This window comes from Brevibacillus borstelensis, from assembly GCF_003710865.1.
GTDB classification, from domain to species: Bacteria; Bacillota; Bacilli; order Brevibacillales; family Brevibacillaceae; genus Brevibacillus; species Brevibacillus borstelensis.
Window position 1 is genome coordinate 114607 of record NZ_RHHO01000023.1, and the last position, 14615, is coordinate 129221.

Consider the following 14615-nt stretch of genomic DNA (forward strand, 5'->3'; position numbering starts at 1 on the left):
TCTTCTTTCTGCTCCGGGCAGCTTGCCAATCATTCCATTTGACTAGGGCTGACGGTAGGTGGAGACATAATCCATCAGTTGGCTGATGTAGTCCCCGATGATGGGAATCGAGAGGAATTTGCTCAGGACGGAACCGAGAATGGCCAGTACGATGGCTGTTCCGATCGTCAGTCCCAGGCCCCGTGCCAGACCTGCCAGGAAATTGATCCAAAGCAGCTTGCGCGGGGCTGTATAATTTTGAATGACATCTGCCAGACGGATATCCTCTAAAAACATGGCGATTTTGTCCATCCGGTCATTTAATTTGCGTGCCTCCTGAATTTCTTCGAGGAGCTGGTCAATCTTTGACAACAGGCGGTCTGTGGGGCTTTGTGACATCTGGTTTCTCCTCCTGTCTCCTATGGTTACCAGTTAAGTAACAGTGTAGGGAAAAAAAGGGGAAGAATCAAGCGCATGCCGGAAAGGTTTGCCTATCTCTTCCTTGGCGGGTACAATAGACGTACAAAACTTACACAAGGAGGCTTCGGAATGGCTGAGACCGTATCCCAAACGCTTTCGGAGGAACTGTTCGGGTTGTTGCAGCAGGAGCGGTTTATCACATTGGGCACCATTGACCATGAGTCTGGGGCGCCATCGCTCAGCTCGCTTTCCTGGACGTTTGCGGCATCGCCGCAAGTCATCCGGTTTGCGGTAGACAACCGTTCACGCATCTTGACCAATATCGCCAAGCAGCCACAAGTGGTTCTGCATTTGATTGGTGCTGGCTCTTCTTATGCCATTAACGGAAGGGCTGTATTGAAGAGTGAGCGGATGGAGGAGGTTCCCCTGAAGCTGGCGATGGTGGAGGTTACCATTGAGGCGGTGCGTGATGTCATGTTCTACGGTTCCCGTATCTCCGTAGAACCGCAGTATGAAAAAACATATGATAAAAATGCGGCGGCGAAGCTGGACAATCAGGTGATGACAGCACTGCGCAAAGCGGAGTAACAGAGAAAACGGGTGAAAACGAAGAGGAAATATCTGTTGACAATCACTCGATATTTCCGTTAGTATTAGGATCAACAAATTGAATAGCAAACTTCTTATCCAGAGAGGCGGAGGGACTGGCCCGATGATGCCCGGCAACCAATTTTCCTGTTAACAGGACGATACTGGTGCTAATTCCTGCAGAGCAAATCATGCTCTGAAAGATGAGAAGGGTTTGCTTGCGGCGACGTAAACAAAGCCTTCTTTTCAAAAGAAAAGAGGGCTTTTTCATGCCCTCAACATCAAAGCAGAGGGAGAGATTGCTATGCATCTGGAAACGAAACTGGTACAGGCGGGGGTAGGTCGTGATACGATCACGGGCGCGGTAAGCTTCCCGGTTTACTATGCGACCGCTTACCGCCACCCGTCTCTTGGTCAAAGTACCGGATACGATTACACCCGTACGGCCAATCCGACACGCAAGGTGCTGGAGGAGGCGATCGCAGAGGCCGAGTGCGGTGATGCCGGTTTTGCCTGTGCTTCCGGGATGGCAGCGATTCACACAGTCATGGGACTTTTTTCTCAAGGCGACCATTTGATCGTTTCGCTTGATTTATACGGTGGGACATACCGTCTTTTTGAGCAGGTCCTTTCCCGCTACGGGCTCCAGTTCAGCTATGTTGATCTGCGCGATCTTCAGGCATTTGCGGGCGCGATCCGTCCGGAGACAAAAGCCGTTCTCATCGAGACGCCGACAAATCCGCTGATGCAAATAACGGATATCGCTTGCGTAGCCGGGATCGCCAAACGAAGCGGTTTGCTGACCATCGTGGACAATACCTTTATGACGCCGTACTATCAGCGTCCACTGGAGCTGGGGGCAGATCTGGTGCTCCATAGCGGGACGAAATATCTTGGAGGCCACAATGACGTGCTGGCTGGCCTGATTGTGACAAAAGGCGCTGAGTTGTCTGAAAAGGTCCGGTTTTTGCACAATTCCATCGGTGCAACCCTCGGCCCACAGGATTGCTGGCTGCTGGTCAGAGGCATGAAGACGCTCGCTTTGCGTATGGAGCGACATCAGAGCAATGCTCTCCAGGTTGCGCGCAAACTGCGGGAGCATCCGGCGGTCACCGATGTATTCTATCCGGGATTGGACGATCATCCCGGCTACGAGATTCAGAGCAAACAGGCGACCGGTTACAGCGGCATGGTGTCCTTCCGCGTTCGCTTCTCTGCTCAGGTGGGGCCGTTTTTGGAAAACTTGCGCATCATCTCTTTTGCGGAGAGTCTGGGAGGCGTCGAGTCTTTGTGCACGTATCCGGCGACACAGACTCATGCCGACATTCCGCAAAAAATTCGAGAATACGTCGGGGTCTGTGATCGTTTGCTGCGATTGTCGGTAGGAGTTGAACATCCGGATGATTTGATTCATGATTTGATACAGGCTCTCGATGCAAGTCTGGTAGCGGAAGGGTGTAGACGATGAAATTTGCCACGAAACTGCTTCACGGGACATCTTGTTTCGATCCGGTGACCGGTGCGGCATCCACGCCGATTTACCAGGCATCTACGTTTCACCAAGCGGATTTGGACCGTCCGGGCGCATACGACTATGCGCGGTCCGGCAACCCGACCCGGCATGCATTGGAAGAGGCGATTGCCGTCCTGGAGGGCGGTGCGCGGGGATTTGCATTTGCTTCCGGCATGGCCGCGATTTCCAGCGTGTTTATGCTGTTTTCCGCGGGCGATCATGTTGTCGTGGCAGAAGATGTCTACGGCGGAACGTATCGCTTTTTGACCAAAGTGTTGTCCCGCATGAATATTGACGTTACGTTCGTGGATACGACCTGCGTAGAGGCAGTGGAGAGAGCCGTCACTCCTCGCACTCGCGGGATCTACCTGGAGACACCTTCTAATCCGACGTTGAAGGTGACAGACATCGCAGCTGTCTGCCATATCGCAAAGGCCAAGAATATCATAGTCATTGTCGACAATACGTTTCTGACCCCGTACTACCAGCGTCCGCTTGAACTCGGAGCAGATATCGTCATCCACTCAGCGACGAAGTTCATCGGCGGCCACAGCGATGTCGTTGCAGGGCTGGCTGTTACCAAGGATGCTGAGCTGGGTGAACAGCTTTACTTTATCCAAAACGGCATGGGAGCGGTACTCGGAGCGCAGGATTCCTGGCTGGTGATGCGCGGGCTGAAATCGCTGAAAGCCAGACTGGATGTAAGCACCCAAACAGCGGAAAAGATCGCTCGATGGCTCGCAAATCATCCTTCCGTTGCAAAGGTACATTATACGGGACTAGCGGGTCATCCCGGCCACCAGCTCCAATCGAGGCAGGCGAGCGGCCACGGAGCCGTGCTGTCCTTTGATGTGGGCAGCAGAGAGCGGGCGAAGGCTTTGTTTGATCGGGTTACGCTTCCGATCGTAGCGGTCAGTCTCGGAGCCGTAGAAACCATTCTGTCGTATCCGGCGATGATGTCACATGCCGCTATGCCAGCGGCAGAAAGAGAGCGTCGCGGTATAACGGACGGATTGATTCGCTTATCCGCCGGACTGGAAGACGCTGACGACCTCGTCCGCGACCTGGAACAGGCGCTTGAAGGTGTAGAGGCCGCTTTATCTGAAAGCAAAAGCAAGGCATTCTCCGGGGCATAACCGGGAGAATGCCTTTTTATTGAGGAGCTTTTTACTGCCGGTTGACCGGTATTTTGCGATTTCCTTCCGGTTTTGCGTTGCCGCTGTTGTTCAGGCGTTGTTCGTTTTCTCTGGATGGCGCTTCCTCTTTCATTTGAACATCGCGAGGGGCTTGGGGAATGATGCGTCCGACAATATCAGCCAATTCTTCCGCAATACCCGCCACGGGCCGGCCTTTTTGCATATCAGTGGACATTTCCCGCAAGCGTTGAACGATGTCGGGATCGGCCGTTACGAGCGCAGTGGCGCCTTGGGGATCTTCCTTCAAGGCTTCTGCCACTGTATATTTGATGACCCCTACTTCAGGGCGATCCAGGTGGGCGTTGACGTCGATGCCGACAACAGCCCATTTGCCCAATACAACAGCGGTGGCATCCTTTACGTTTGGTACACGGGTGGCCAGTTGAACCAGCCGGTCTGCAGTAGCTTGTGACGATTGGTTATAGCCAGGGGACGGTGCTGTTTGCTGTACGCGCTGCGTTTCATCTGCCCGTTTCCCGGGCTGCGGTGCTGCTTGATTCCCGGGAGGCTTGTTGCCAGACATGCAGGCGGAGAGCAGCAGGCTGACACTGAGTACAAGTACGGCTGTCCGCTTCACGGTCATTCTCCTTCGCTTCTTAAGTTGCTCCCACACAAGTCATGCATGATTATCTGTATTTTGTTCTCCTGTCCACCTTTTCATGCGGGACTCGTCTATCTTCACTCTTGCCGACATAGACTGTAGTACATCACGTCGCGGCTACTGAGCATCCCACCCGCAATTGCATAGGGTATAACAGATGGGTATTAGGAGGCGAGATTTTGAAGAAAATCTACGTGCTGGACACCAACGTACTCCTGCAAGATCCACGAGCGATGTTTTCCTTTGCGGATAACGAAATCGTCATACCCGCCGTGGTGTTGGAAGAAATTGATTCCAAAAAGCGCTATATGGACGAGATTGGCCGCAACGCTCGTTATGTGTCGCGGCTGTTTGACAGCTTTCGCGAATTGGGGCATCTGCATCAAGGCATCCTTTTGGAAACGGGTGCGCTATTGCGCGTCGAATTGAACCATTCCTCGCTTGCCAAGCTTCAAAAGCAATTTACGGAAATGACCAATGACAACCGCATTCTGGCGGTAGCGCTTAACTTGCAGGAAGAAGAAAACCTCTTGCCTCAACCACGCCCTGTCATACTCGTCTCGAAGGATGCCCTGATGCGAGTGAAAGCTGATGCGCTTGGACTGATTGCCGAGGACTTTCTTTCGGACCGCGTCGTCGGCGAGTATTCCCACATTTACAGTGGTTATCACAAAATGCAGGTTGCCCCGGAAATCATCAAAAATTATTACGGCAGCCGAAAGTTGTCACTTTCCACCTGTTTTCCGCAGCAGCGTTTTTATCCCCATCAGTTCCTGGTGCTGAAGGATGAGTTGAATCCGTCCATATCGGCTATCGGGAAGGTTGACATCGATGGAAAGAATCTGGAGATGCTGGTCGCTGACGACGATCCGATCTGGGGAATCAGGGCCCGCAATGTCCAGCAGCGGATGGCTTTCGAATTGCTCTTGCGAGAGGATATTCCGCTGGTGACGATGACAGGAAAAGCGGGTACCGGGAAGACCTTGCTGGCTTTGGCCGCGGGGCTTTTGCAAATTGAAGATTTGCAAACATACAAGAAGCTGCTTGTAGCAAGGCCAATCGTCCCGTTGGGGAAAGACATTGGCTATTTGCCCGGTGAGAAGGAAGAGAAGCTTCGTCCCTGGATGCAGCCGATTTACGATAATTTGGAGTATTTGTTCAATACAAAACGTTCCGGTGACCTTGACAAAATATTGGCAGGGATGGGCAGCATTCAGGTAGAAGCGCTGACGTATATCCGCGGGCGTTCCATTCCGGAGCAGTACATTATCATTGATGAAGCGCAAAACCTGACAAAGCATGAAGTGAAAACCATTTTGACTAGGGTGGGGGAAGGGTCGAAGATCGTATTGATGGGAGATCCCGAGCAGATCGACCATCCATACCTGGACGAGAGCAACAATGGACTTACGTACGTGGTGGAGATGTTTAAGGATCAGAAACTGGCTGGTCATATCCGCTTGGAAAAAGGGGAGCGCAGCGTTCTGGCACAGCTTGCGGCAGACTTGCTGTAAGTGTGCATAGTGCAAGCGAATCCGGACATACTAGGATTGTCGAACCCGATGATCCATGAATCAAAATCGGCGAAAGCCTTCCAGGAGGCGAAGAACCGTGGATGGTCATGATCACGCTCTCGATATCAATCGAACTGGCGGACACCGTACTCTTTAGGTAAGACAAACTCTGTTACGGAGGTTGAGGAGCTAAAGAGAATAATCGGTACTACCCCATAGCAACGGGTTCGACACGGCCGCTCCCAATTTGGGAGCGGTTTTGATTTATGGATAAAAACGCGATCAGCAATCTTTTGGTAAAAAGATAGACAACGATCGACAAATAAAGTGCTTTTTCGATAAAGGGAATATATGGAATATAGTGAATATATAGTAAATAAGGAGGTGAAAACAATGAAAAAACTGGCTGGTATTCTACTCGGAGCAGCTCTGGTTTTTACGCTGTCCTCTTCAGTCACGGCAAATTCGGAAGCTTGCGCTGGCTGCAAAGCGCCAAAACCTCATCCGGATTGCGTATGTCTGAATGGTGGTCCACAATGGGCCTGCCCGTGGTGATTTTAGTTCTGAATATTCAATCAAATACTTAATTTCAGCAAGGTCGACCTGCCATAAACTCTTAGCCACCTCTCGGGTGGTATTTTTTTTGACTTCCTGTCAGGCAAAAGAAAAAGCCCGGTATCCCGGGCAAACGGCTAAGCTTGATTTTGCAGAGCTTTTCTCAACAATGTAACCGTGCTTGCGTGCATGCCTTCATGGTACAAGCTGAATAAAAACATGCCCCCAAATGTATCGATTTCGGCTTTTCCGCGAAGGTTGAACGGGCTGGGAAGCTTTTCTTCAAAGCGATCGGCAAACTCTTTTTTAATCCGTTCCGTTTGCTCTGCCAATTGTTGGTTCAATGTTTCCAGGGTAGGAAGCTCCCCTTGCCAATCGGCAGGTTTTGTGCCGGGGCCGAACAGGGCCGCATAAGATTCGGGGAGGTGCGGAGCTTTTCCCCCGTAGAGCAGAGCATCCTGGGTAAATAAAACGTGGCCAATATTCCAGCGGATATTGTTGGAAAACCCTTCCGGCACAATGTCGGCCTGCTCTTCCTTCGTTGCCTGCAGCGTAGCAAGCGTAAGACTGCGGACTACATCGTAATGATCCCAAGCATGTTCAATGTTCATTCGCATTACCGCCTTCCATCTTCGTATCCATACAAAAAAATGTTACTTGAAATTGTCGCTGGTGAAAATATCCGAATGTGCTATGGTTGTCTCTTTCCCCATAAAGATGAAGCAAGGGGGGAGTGAAGCATGGTTACACTGGATACATCTATTTCTTTTTTGATTTACATCACGGCGGTTTCCAGCGCGGCCGCAGGGGTGACAGAGGCTGTCAAATCGGTCGTACCTTTTCTAAATACAGATTACGAAGCAAAAGAAGACAGGCTGGAGGATCACAATCATGCTGCCCGGCTTTCCCACTACAAAAAATTCCTGAATTTGCTCATCTCTGTTGTCGCAGCCGGTCTGATTTTTGGTTTTCTCCGGCTAGACCCGGCTTTGATTCTAGTCGGTGCCCCATCTGCTTTTGTAGAGAACTCCTGGCAGTTGGGTACGTGGATGTGGGGAATCGTCGCAGTCTTCGGCTCTCCGTTTTTTGCGTCGCTCCTAAAAATTCTCGAGTGCTGGAAGCATAATATGAACGGAAACCATATCCCCAACAAGCCGCGGCAAAAGGTGAGCGGCCCGAAGCAATAGGAGGCATCCTTTTCCCTTTCCCGAGTGCCGTACGCTCTATTGCCCCTTGCACAGCTCTTGCGATAAGATAGCCTTGTGCAATTTTGAGAAAAAAAGGGAGAAGCAGGCATGAGAAGAAAGTACGGACTTTTGGCAATTTGCTTCCTGCTGACAGTCTTTCTGCTTCAGGCGTGCGGATCGGCTGAATCGGCAAAGGGAGGATTGTCCGCCGCATTTGATCCGGAAAATCCGCAAGAATACGGCATTCGCGGCATTTATTTGGGACAAAACGTCAAAGAGGCGATGGACGTCCTGAAGCCGGCAAAGGCCGATTTTATGGATGCTGTGACGAGAGAGAGCTATACGTTGGACCAAATGGCTTCCGGAGCCGGTACCGTTGTCATGGGATTGCTCCTGGTCGACGATACCCAACTGATAGTCATGGTGAAGCAAGGTGTCTTGAAATCGATCGCAGTCGGAGGCGTTCCTCCGGAAAAAGCCGCCCAATTTGCCACGAATCGCGGATTGACTGTCTACGAAAGCTTCCAACGCTTGCAGGAGCTGTATGGCCAGGCGAAGCCCGGGCAGGAAGTGTCGCTTCAAGGAAGCAAGTACAAGGCGCTATTCAGTATTCACGATGACAAGGTGATCGGCTTTCGATTCGATACGATTGGCGATTGACCAGAGTGACTAGATGCCGGATACAACGTTCGCAAACAGCCATGCGTGCATCCTTCGGGTAGCGTATGGTTTTTTACACGTCTTTGTCCTGCCAGAGTACAGAGATGTTGTAGGCCCGGGCAATTCCGTCGATTAACTGATCATGGGCAGGATCAATCAGGTACAAATCAGCCGGCGTGGAGGGAATGCGCCCGAGGATGGCTTCCTTCATTTGTTCCAGCGCCGCCCATTGATCCTGATCGTCACCTGCGGATACATCAAGCGAAAAAAATGCGACCCGATCTGCATACAGGTAAGTATGGCCTTCCTGGCTTTCAAACCCGATGTCATCCAGGTGAATGATTTCCGTGTCGGGAGGGAGAAGCCAAAGGGAGAATTCCTCTCCCAGCATCGAGGCTTTCGTCAACAGCTCGTTCAGCTTTTGACGATCATGCTCGCCTTCAACGATGAGCAGCTGTCCATCGCGGTCAAACACATTGACATTGTCTCCGATTTTATGTATGACTTGAGCATAGAATCCGGGAAGCTTGCCGGCCGGGGCTTGCATTTCAACACCGAACATTCGTTTCATCGTCATCACTCCACTTTACGCCGTTTTCTTTCATCGTATCATAGTTCATAAGGAGGTTTCACATGAAAGAGGCCAATATGAAAATCGAGAGCTTTGCGCTTGGAGTGTTTCAGACAAATGCGTATGTGCTGACCCATCCGGAAACACAGGAATGTATCGTCATCGATCCGGGAATGGAACCGGAACCTCTTCTTCGTGCACTGGAAGGCAAAAAGGTAGCGGCTGTGCTGCTGACCCACGCCCATCTGGACCATATCGGCGGTTTGAATGCTGTCAGAGCGTTGACAAAAGCGCCTGTCTACATCCATCCTTTGGAGAGTGAATGGTTGACGAATCCCGACCTGAATGGTTCCAGCCGCTGGAATTTGCCGGAACCGATTATTTGTGAGCCAGCCGAATATGAATTGGCCGGTGGACAGATGCTGGAGCTTGCCGGTTTTTCTCTCCGCGTTCTGCATACACCGGGCCATTCCCCGGGAAGCTGTTCGTTTGTCATAGGGAAACATTGTTTTGGCGGCGACGTGCTGTTTGCCCAGAGCATCGGCAGAACGGATTTGCCAGGCGGTGACTTTGAGACGCTGATGATCAGCATTCAAGACAAATTGTTTGAACTGGATGACGATACGATCGTCTACCCGGGACATGGCCCCAAAACGACGATCGACGCAGAGAAAACCTTCAATCCATACGTAACGGGGATGCTTCGATAGAGCGCCCCACGGAAGCGAGTGGAAGGACAGGAAAACAAAAGGAGTTTACTGATACATGAGAAAAAAATGGTGTTCACTGGTGATCGTCGTTGCGCTTGGCTGGGGAACAGTTGGATGTGTCCCGCAGACAGGAAAGACCGATCAAACCACAGCAGCCCCTGTCTCTTCCGCCGCGGCTCAAGAGCCGGCTGACTTACCTGCTGAGGCACCTGCAGACAAACCAACGGACCAACCAACAGACCAACCAACAGACCAACCAACAGACAAACCTGTAGACGAGCCAGCAGATGTCTCCACGGAAGAGTCCGGCACCAACCATGCAGCGGGACTATCGGCACCGCTTTCCCGTTTTCCGGAGCAGCGCATTACGCTAATGGCTGTAGGTGACATCATGGTGCATGACGAACAACTGGAAGCCGCTCTTTTGCCGGATAAAAAAACCTATGATTTTGCACCGTCATTTGCGTACGTGAAACCGATTTTTCAAGAAGCCGACTGGTTGATCGGCAACCTGGAAACGACACTCGCCGGGCAAGAGCTGCGCTATTCCGGTTATCCGATGTTCAATTCCCCGGATTCTTTGGCCGATACGCTAAAACAGCTCGGTTTTACCGCCCTGACGACAGCCAATAACCATTCCATGGACCGAAAAGAAAAGGGCGTGCGGAGAACAATCGATCAGTTGGATCGGGTCGGCTTGCTCCATACCGGAACGTTTCGGGACGAAGCAAGCCGCAATGAGCCGCTTATCTTGAACAAAGACGGCTTTACGATGGCGCTGCTCTCGTACACGTACGGGACGAATGGCATTCCGATTCCAAAGGATAAGCCTTACCTGGTCAATTTGATCAATCCCGATCTGATCAAGGCAGACATCGCGAAAGCAAGAGCAGCGGGTGTCGATCTGGTCGCGGTCGCGCTCCATTTTGGAAACGAGTACCAGCGCATGCCAAACGCCAAGCAGCGGGAGACTGCCGAGCTGTGCATCAAGTTCGGAGCCGACCTGGTGCTAGGGGCGCACCCCCATGTCGTGCAGCCGTATGAATGGAAGACGATGACACTGGAGGATGGGAGTACCCACACCGGATTTATCGCCTATTCACTGGGCAATTTTATTTCCGCCCAACGCCGGGATTACAAAGACGTAGGAGTGATCCTGAAGCTCACCTTGTACAAAGGAGAATCAGGAGAAGCCAAAGTGGAAAAAGCGGAATGGACGACAACCTATGTTCATTATTATCGGAAGAATGGAAAACGTCATTATGTCATTTATCCTGTACCGCTCGCTGTTTCAGCCATGGAGCAAGGTCAGAAGCCGCCTGTGCTTGGCAAGGAACTGGCCGATTTCCTGAACCGGCTGCAAAAGGAAATGGATACGCATCTGAATTCGATGAATAAACAGACGAAGGCCAGCTAGGAAGCTGGCCTTTTTTGCGTGCAAGGGGGATTTATTTTTTTCCGAAGCCAAAGGGGAAGTTGACCTTCAGCTGCAAACGGAGTTCTTCATCCATCATGCTGATCCCCTGCACCTGAATGTTCGGGGAGATCAATTCCGGATAAAAGCCGAGGTCGTACTGCTTCTCCATCTCTTCAACAGTGGAGGAAGGCAGGGCAAAGCCGTCGAAATACAATTCATTGATCTTAAATTTCAACTGTTTCGGCGAAACGAGCTCATATGATCCGACGAGCCGAAGCTTCATGTGATCGTATTCACCTTCAACGATGAGCTGATTGTTTTCAAATTGAAAACGAGACTGTTTGAACAGGTCGTTTTTACTCATCAGAAACTGGTTGAAATCATTCTGATTGATCGTCAGCGTGTGAAGGAACAGCCCTTCCGACTGGATTCTCTCCGGTGTCGCCAGCTCGGGAATTTGGAACATGACGGTCGACAACTGGGTAAAGAAGGTTTGGAAGGCGGGCAGACCGCGTTTTTGCCAATCGACGATCAAATGGTCCATCAGCGATTGCACGCTGGTTGCATCTCCAACCATTTGCAGGTTTTTTTCTTTTTCCGTCTGGACGGCCAGCATTTCGGCCAGCTGCAGCTCGTATTGCTTGCGCAGGTCTTGCAGGGCCGTCAACCGTTCCAGCTTGTCTGCTTGCAGAGCTGTCATCTTGGCGCGTTCTGCCTGAAATTTTTCCAGGCGCGAGATATCCCGCTCATAGAGAAGCTGCAGAAACTCAAACATCAACAGAAAATCGTTGAAATTCTCGGCATCAAACAGAAGTGTCAGAAACGACACTCGTTCTCCCATGTAATAGGCTCTGGCGACTTCACCAGCATGTCTCCTCATCGCTTCGATGACTGCCTTTTGCCGTTGCATGTCCAGATCGAGACGGGCTATTTCCCCGCTCAGCTTTCCTTCCTCCTGTTTAATCAGGCCCAAGGTTCTTTCCAGTTCTTTTTGTGTAAAGTGCTGCTGCAGGATCAATTGTTCCAAAGGAGGCGCTTCCTGGGCAAAAGCGGTAAGCGGAATCGCGGCCAGCAGTAACACGAGCAAAATTTTACGCATCTCTTCACCTTTTGTTTCGTAGCGTGATTGGAGCAACTAGCCAAATACGCTCTCACCACATTGTATGATCTCTTTTCGTATTATAGCCTTAGTTGGCGGAATTTGGATAGCAGGAGAAGTGAAGATGACGACAATATCCAGAATTTACAAGGAAATAGAGAGCCATCCGGAGGGGGCAATCCCGTTTGTCCGCTTCATGGAGCTGGCGTTGTATGATGAAAGCGAGGGCTATTATACAAACAGCCGCCCAAAGATCGGAAAGGAAGGCGATTTCTTTACAAGTGCATCTGTGCACCCGGTTTTTGCGGAGACCTTGGCTGACGCGGTGGCAGAGATGTGGGACGCGGGAAAATGGCGTTCGCCTGCTCTGATAGAGATCGGTGGCGGGACCGGGGCATTGTGCAGCGGCATGCTTGCTCGATTGCAGGAGAGCTCTCCGCATTTGTTCGATTCCATCCAGGTCGTCCTGATCGAAGCAAGTCCGTATCACAGGGAGCTGCAGAAACAGGCGCTGTCGAAGTGGGGGCTGCCCGTCCGCACCTATCAAAGTCTCGAGCAAGCGGCAGCATCCGAGAGCCTGCAGGGTGTCGTGTTCTCCAATGAGTGGCTGGATGCTTTTCCGGTACATATCGCTGAAAAAACGCAGAAGGGCTGGCAAGAGGTATGGGTCACCAAAAACGGCGATCAATTGGCAGAGTGCTATCGGGACCCGATCCCTCCGCTGGCCCGTTACTTGGCCGAGATTGACAATGGATTGCCCATAGGCATGCGGGTGGAAGCCAATCTCGGAATCGAGGAGACATTCGCACAACTCTCCCGGCTGCTCCGTTCTGGATACGTGATGACCATCGATTACGGCGACTTGCAGGAGGAGCTATACCATCCGAGCAGAAAGCGGGGGACGCTGATGTGCTACCGCCGTCACCAAGCCGATGATAATCCATACGAGCATGTCGGCGACAAAGATATTACGGCGCATGTCAATTTCTCCGCGCTGATCCGCGCAGGGGAGCGGGAGGGATTTCAGAAGGTCACGTATATGCGCCAGGATCAGTTTCTGATCAGGAGCGGGATACTGGAAAAAGCGGTCAATCATACGGACAGAGATCCGTTTACCAGCCAGGCGATGAAACGGAACAGAGCAATCCAACAGCTGATTTACCCAGGGGGCTTGGGCGGGATGTTCCGGGTGCTGGTGCAAGCAAAAGGGGAGGTTACAAGTCACGGGTTTCGTTTCCAAACAGCAGAAAAGTACGGGGAGAAAAGATGACGGCAGCGTGAAGATGCCAAGAAAAAAAGATGCTCATCAGATGTGAGCATCTTTTTTCTTACAGAAACGATTGAATCATCATGGAGTGCTCTTGCGGTCCTACCGGCATCACGAAGAACGTGTAATAGGTGAACCCAACGAAGGAGACAAACATAAAACCGAAGAAGATGTTCAAGTATGCCCGCTCAGTCAGATTCATGTAGCTGAGCGCCACAAAGAATGCGGTCAGGCCGAAGAACAACAGGGCCATCGGGTACAAGCCAGCCCAGAACGACATCAGCGCGATTGCGATCGTCCAGAAGCCGAGTACGCGATACATACGATCCATCTGTAATCCCTCCTTTTGCAGCAAGTCGGCAATATTTACAAGATTCCTTCCCCATTATATAGGACAGGAGGAGACGTGTAAACGGGAAGGTATGACGGTTTTTTGACTGTCTTGGTAAATGCTGCTGGTTTAGCTAATCAACCGACATTTGGCAGTCCAGCTCGGGTACGCGGACTACCGTGTAATTGCATGAGCGGCAGCCGCTCAGCATCGATTCGTCTTCTCGTAACTCAATTTGCCCAAAGTATGTTTCAAATATTCCCGTCAACAAGGCGTTATGCATCCTGCATACAGAGGAAGGATAGCGCTTGGCCGTTTCGGAAAAGGTGCAATTGAATACGCGAAAGCGCAAACGTCCGTCCTGGAGCGCTTCGATGTCAGGCTTCAAGCCTTGGGCGACGACCAGCCGGTGTATATGCTCCAGCTTTTCTTCAAAGGAAGCTTTGTTTTCATCTAAAGGGAACTCCTTCAAGGCGCGTTTCGCCATTTCCGTTCCCATCCGATAGCCCATCTTGGTTAGCGCAGCTTCCCCGGCCTCGCCGAGTGAAAGGATGCTTTCTATCGCTATGTCCGCCAAGAGGCGGTAATCTCGCGGAGGAAATTGCAGGCTGACCACCTGATCGGAAAGCGAATATAGACGGCTGGGACGCCCGCCTTTTCCGCTCTTGTCAGAAGCTGAGCTGAGCAGATTGACATCCTCAAGCTTGGTGAGATGAAGACGGGCTACATTGGGATGGATCGAGAAGTGTTCGGCCACGTCTTGAACGGTAACGGGCTCCCTGCTGTTGGAAACGTACTGGTATATTGAAAAACGGGTAGAATCAGCCAAAGCGCTTGTAAGTTTCTGAGCATCGCATTCCATACCGTTCTCCCCTTTCCGTTGACAAATTACATTAAGTGTATCCGATTTTTCTTCGATTGTTAAGGTAAGAGTGTGCAGCCGATGGGTTTTAGCGCTGTCGATTGCCGTTATATCTAATCGTATTTTTTAGATTTAATACTATTGA

16 protein-coding genes and 1 riboswitch are annotated in these 14615 nt (G+C 51.2%); of the genes, 9 read left to right on the forward strand and 7 right to left on the reverse strand.

Features of this window, described 5'->3' with window-relative positions; genetic code table 11:
• Positions 1-42 precede the first annotated feature (42 nt).
• Positions 43-378 (reverse strand): DUF5665 domain-containing protein, encoded by a 336-nt coding sequence (locus tag EDM54_RS12310; protein WP_003386306.1) that lies wholly within the window; start codon positions 376-378, stop codon positions 43-45.
• Positions 379-528: 150 nt separating this feature from the next.
• Here EDM54_RS12310 and EDM54_RS12315 point away from each other — a divergent pair, with 150 nt between their 5' ends.
• From EDM54_RS12315 to EDM54_RS12325, 3 genes are all read left to right on the forward strand, one after another.
• Positions 529-987: a pyridoxamine 5'-phosphate oxidase family protein gene (locus EDM54_RS12315; protein ID WP_024984000.1), complete on the forward strand. Its 459-nt coding sequence runs from the start codon at positions 529-531 to the stop codon at positions 985-987.
• Between the two features lie 92 nt (positions 988-1079).
• Positions 1080-1197, forward strand: a riboswitch (SAM riboswitch).
• A gap of 94 nt (positions 1198-1291) precedes the next feature.
• Complete coding sequence (locus EDM54_RS12320) at positions 1292-2455, forward strand: aminotransferase class I/II-fold pyridoxal phosphate-dependent enzyme (protein WP_003386303.1); 1164 nt, start codon at positions 1292-1294, stop codon at positions 2453-2455.
• Entirely contained in the window at positions 2452-3636 is a 1185-nt protein-coding gene (locus EDM54_RS12325) for a trans-sulfuration enzyme family protein (protein WP_031932802.1), read from the forward strand. Before EDM54_RS12320 ends, EDM54_RS12325 begins: the two co-directional genes overlap by 4 nt.
• A 31-nt stretch (positions 3637-3667) precedes the next feature.
• Here the strand turns inward: EDM54_RS12325 and EDM54_RS12330 are convergent, their stop codons facing one another.
• Complete coding sequence (locus EDM54_RS12330; protein ID WP_003386301.1) at positions 3668-4279, reverse strand: YhcN/YlaJ family sporulation lipoprotein; 612 nt, start codon at positions 4277-4279, stop codon at positions 3668-3670.
• Positions 4280-4476: 197 nt separating this feature from the next.
• On the opposite strand from EDM54_RS12330, the gene EDM54_RS12335 reads away from it, so the two are divergent.
• A complete protein-coding gene (locus EDM54_RS12335; RefSeq protein WP_003386300.1) occupies positions 4477-5811 on the forward strand; it encodes a PhoH family protein in 1335 nt (444 codons plus the stop codon).
• A gap of 692 nt (positions 5812-6503) precedes the next feature.
• Here EDM54_RS12335 and EDM54_RS12340 read toward each other — a convergent pair.
• A complete protein-coding gene (locus EDM54_RS12340; protein ID WP_122958247.1) occupies positions 6504-6977 on the reverse strand; it encodes a DinB family protein in 474 nt (157 codons plus the stop codon).
• 129 nt (positions 6978-7106) lie between these two features.
• Here EDM54_RS12340 and EDM54_RS12345 point away from each other — a divergent pair, with 129 nt between their 5' ends.
• Both EDM54_RS12345 and EDM54_RS12350 read left to right on the forward strand, forming a co-directional pair.
• Positions 7107-7553, forward strand: a complete 447-nt coding sequence (locus EDM54_RS12345) for a hypothetical protein (RefSeq protein ID WP_003386298.1) — start codon at positions 7107-7109, stop codon at positions 7551-7553.
• A 108-nt stretch (positions 7554-7661) separates the two neighbouring features.
• The gene (locus EDM54_RS12350) at positions 7662-8213 is read left to right on the forward strand and encodes a hypothetical protein (RefSeq protein WP_122958248.1); all 552 of its coding nucleotides are present in this window, start codon (positions 7662-7664) and stop codon (positions 8211-8213) included.
• A 73-nt stretch (positions 8214-8286) separates the two neighbouring features.
• Here EDM54_RS12350 and EDM54_RS12355 read toward each other — a convergent pair whose 3' ends face one another.
• Positions 8287-8784, reverse strand: a complete 498-nt coding sequence (locus EDM54_RS12355; RefSeq protein WP_122958249.1) for a hypothetical protein — start codon at positions 8782-8784, stop codon at positions 8287-8289.
• Positions 8785-8846: 62 nt separating this feature from the next.
• On the opposite strand from EDM54_RS12355, the gene EDM54_RS12360 reads away from it, so the two are divergent.
• Positions 8847-9494, forward strand: a complete 648-nt coding sequence (locus EDM54_RS12360; protein WP_122958250.1) for an MBL fold metallo-hydrolase — start codon at positions 8847-8849, stop codon at positions 9492-9494.
• A gap of 55 nt (positions 9495-9549) precedes the next feature.
• Positions 9550-10911 (forward strand): CapA family protein, encoded by a 1362-nt coding sequence (locus tag EDM54_RS12365; protein ID WP_122958251.1) that lies wholly within the window; start codon positions 9550-9552, stop codon positions 10909-10911.
• Positions 10912-10942: 31 nt separating this feature from the next.
• Here the strand turns inward: EDM54_RS12365 and EDM54_RS12370 are convergent, their stop codons facing one another.
• Complete coding sequence (locus EDM54_RS12370) at positions 10943-12010, reverse strand: coiled-coil domain-containing protein (RefSeq protein WP_003386291.1); 1068 nt, start codon at positions 12008-12010, stop codon at positions 10943-10945.
• Between the two features lie 124 nt (positions 12011-12134).
• Here EDM54_RS12370 and EDM54_RS12375 point away from each other — a divergent pair, with 124 nt between their 5' ends.
• Positions 12135-13280 carry a class I SAM-dependent methyltransferase gene (locus tag EDM54_RS12375; RefSeq protein ID WP_024983994.1) on the forward strand — a complete coding sequence of 382 codons (1146 nt, stop codon included), beginning with the start codon at positions 12135-12137 and terminating at the stop codon, positions 13278-13280.
• A gap of 58 nt (positions 13281-13338) precedes the next feature.
• Here EDM54_RS12375 and EDM54_RS12380 read toward each other — a convergent pair whose 3' ends face one another.
• A complete protein-coding gene (locus tag EDM54_RS12380) occupies positions 13339-13608 on the reverse strand; it encodes a DUF2626 domain-containing protein (RefSeq protein WP_003386289.1) in 270 nt (89 codons plus the stop codon).
• A gap of 133 nt (positions 13609-13741) precedes the next feature.
• Complete coding sequence (locus tag EDM54_RS12385; RefSeq protein WP_024983993.1) at positions 13742-14470, reverse strand: helix-turn-helix transcriptional regulator; 729 nt, start codon at positions 14468-14470, stop codon at positions 13742-13744.
• Positions 14471-14615: the final 145 nt, after the last annotated feature.

Excerpts from the sequence above, each read along its gene's own strand:
- EDM54_RS12310 (WP_003386306.1), bottom strand. The coding sequence starts at position 378 with ATGTCACAAAGCCCCACAGACCGCCTGTTGTCAAAGATTGACCAGCTC.
- EDM54_RS12315 (WP_024984000.1), top strand. The coding sequence starts at position 529 with ATGGCTGAGACCGTATCCCAAACGCTTTCGGAGGAACTGTTCGGGTTG.
- EDM54_RS12320 (WP_003386303.1), top strand. The coding sequence starts at position 1,292 with ATGCATCTGGAAACGAAACTGGTACAGGCGGGGGTAGGTCGTGATACG.
- EDM54_RS12325 (WP_031932802.1), top strand. The coding sequence starts at position 2,452 with ATGAAATTTGCCACGAAACTGCTTCACGGGACATCTTGTTTCGATCCG.
- EDM54_RS12330 (WP_003386301.1), bottom strand. The coding sequence starts at position 4,279 with ATGACCGTGAAGCGGACAGCCGTACTTGTACTCAGTGTCAGCCTGCTG.
- EDM54_RS12340 (WP_122958247.1), bottom strand. The coding sequence starts at position 6,977 with ATGAACATTGAACATGCTTGGGATCATTACGATGTAGTCCGCAGTCTT.
- EDM54_RS12345 (WP_003386298.1), top strand. The coding sequence starts at position 7,107 with ATGGTTACACTGGATACATCTATTTCTTTTTTGATTTACATCACGGCG.
- EDM54_RS12350 (WP_122958248.1), top strand. The coding sequence starts at position 7,662 with ATGAGAAGAAAGTACGGACTTTTGGCAATTTGCTTCCTGCTGACAGTC.
- EDM54_RS12355 (WP_122958249.1), bottom strand. The coding sequence starts at position 8,784 with ATGAAACGAATGTTCGGTGTTGAAATGCAAGCCCCGGCCGGCAAGCTT.
- EDM54_RS12360 (WP_122958250.1), top strand. The coding sequence starts at position 8,847 with ATGAAAGAGGCCAATATGAAAATCGAGAGCTTTGCGCTTGGAGTGTTT.
- EDM54_RS12365 (WP_122958251.1), top strand. The coding sequence starts at position 9,550 with ATGAGAAAAAAATGGTGTTCACTGGTGATCGTCGTTGCGCTTGGCTGG.
- EDM54_RS12370 (WP_003386291.1), bottom strand. The coding sequence starts at position 12,010 with ATGCGTAAAATTTTGCTCGTGTTACTGCTGGCCGCGATTCCGCTTACC.
- EDM54_RS12375 (WP_024983994.1), top strand. The coding sequence starts at position 12,135 with ATGACGACAATATCCAGAATTTACAAGGAAATAGAGAGCCATCCGGAG.
- EDM54_RS12380 (WP_003386289.1), bottom strand. The coding sequence starts at position 13,608 with ATGGATCGTATGTATCGCGTACTCGGCTTCTGGACGATCGCAATCGCG.
- EDM54_RS12385 (WP_024983993.1), bottom strand. The coding sequence starts at position 14,470 with ATGGAATGCGATGCTCAGAAACTTACAAGCGCTTTGGCTGATTCTACC.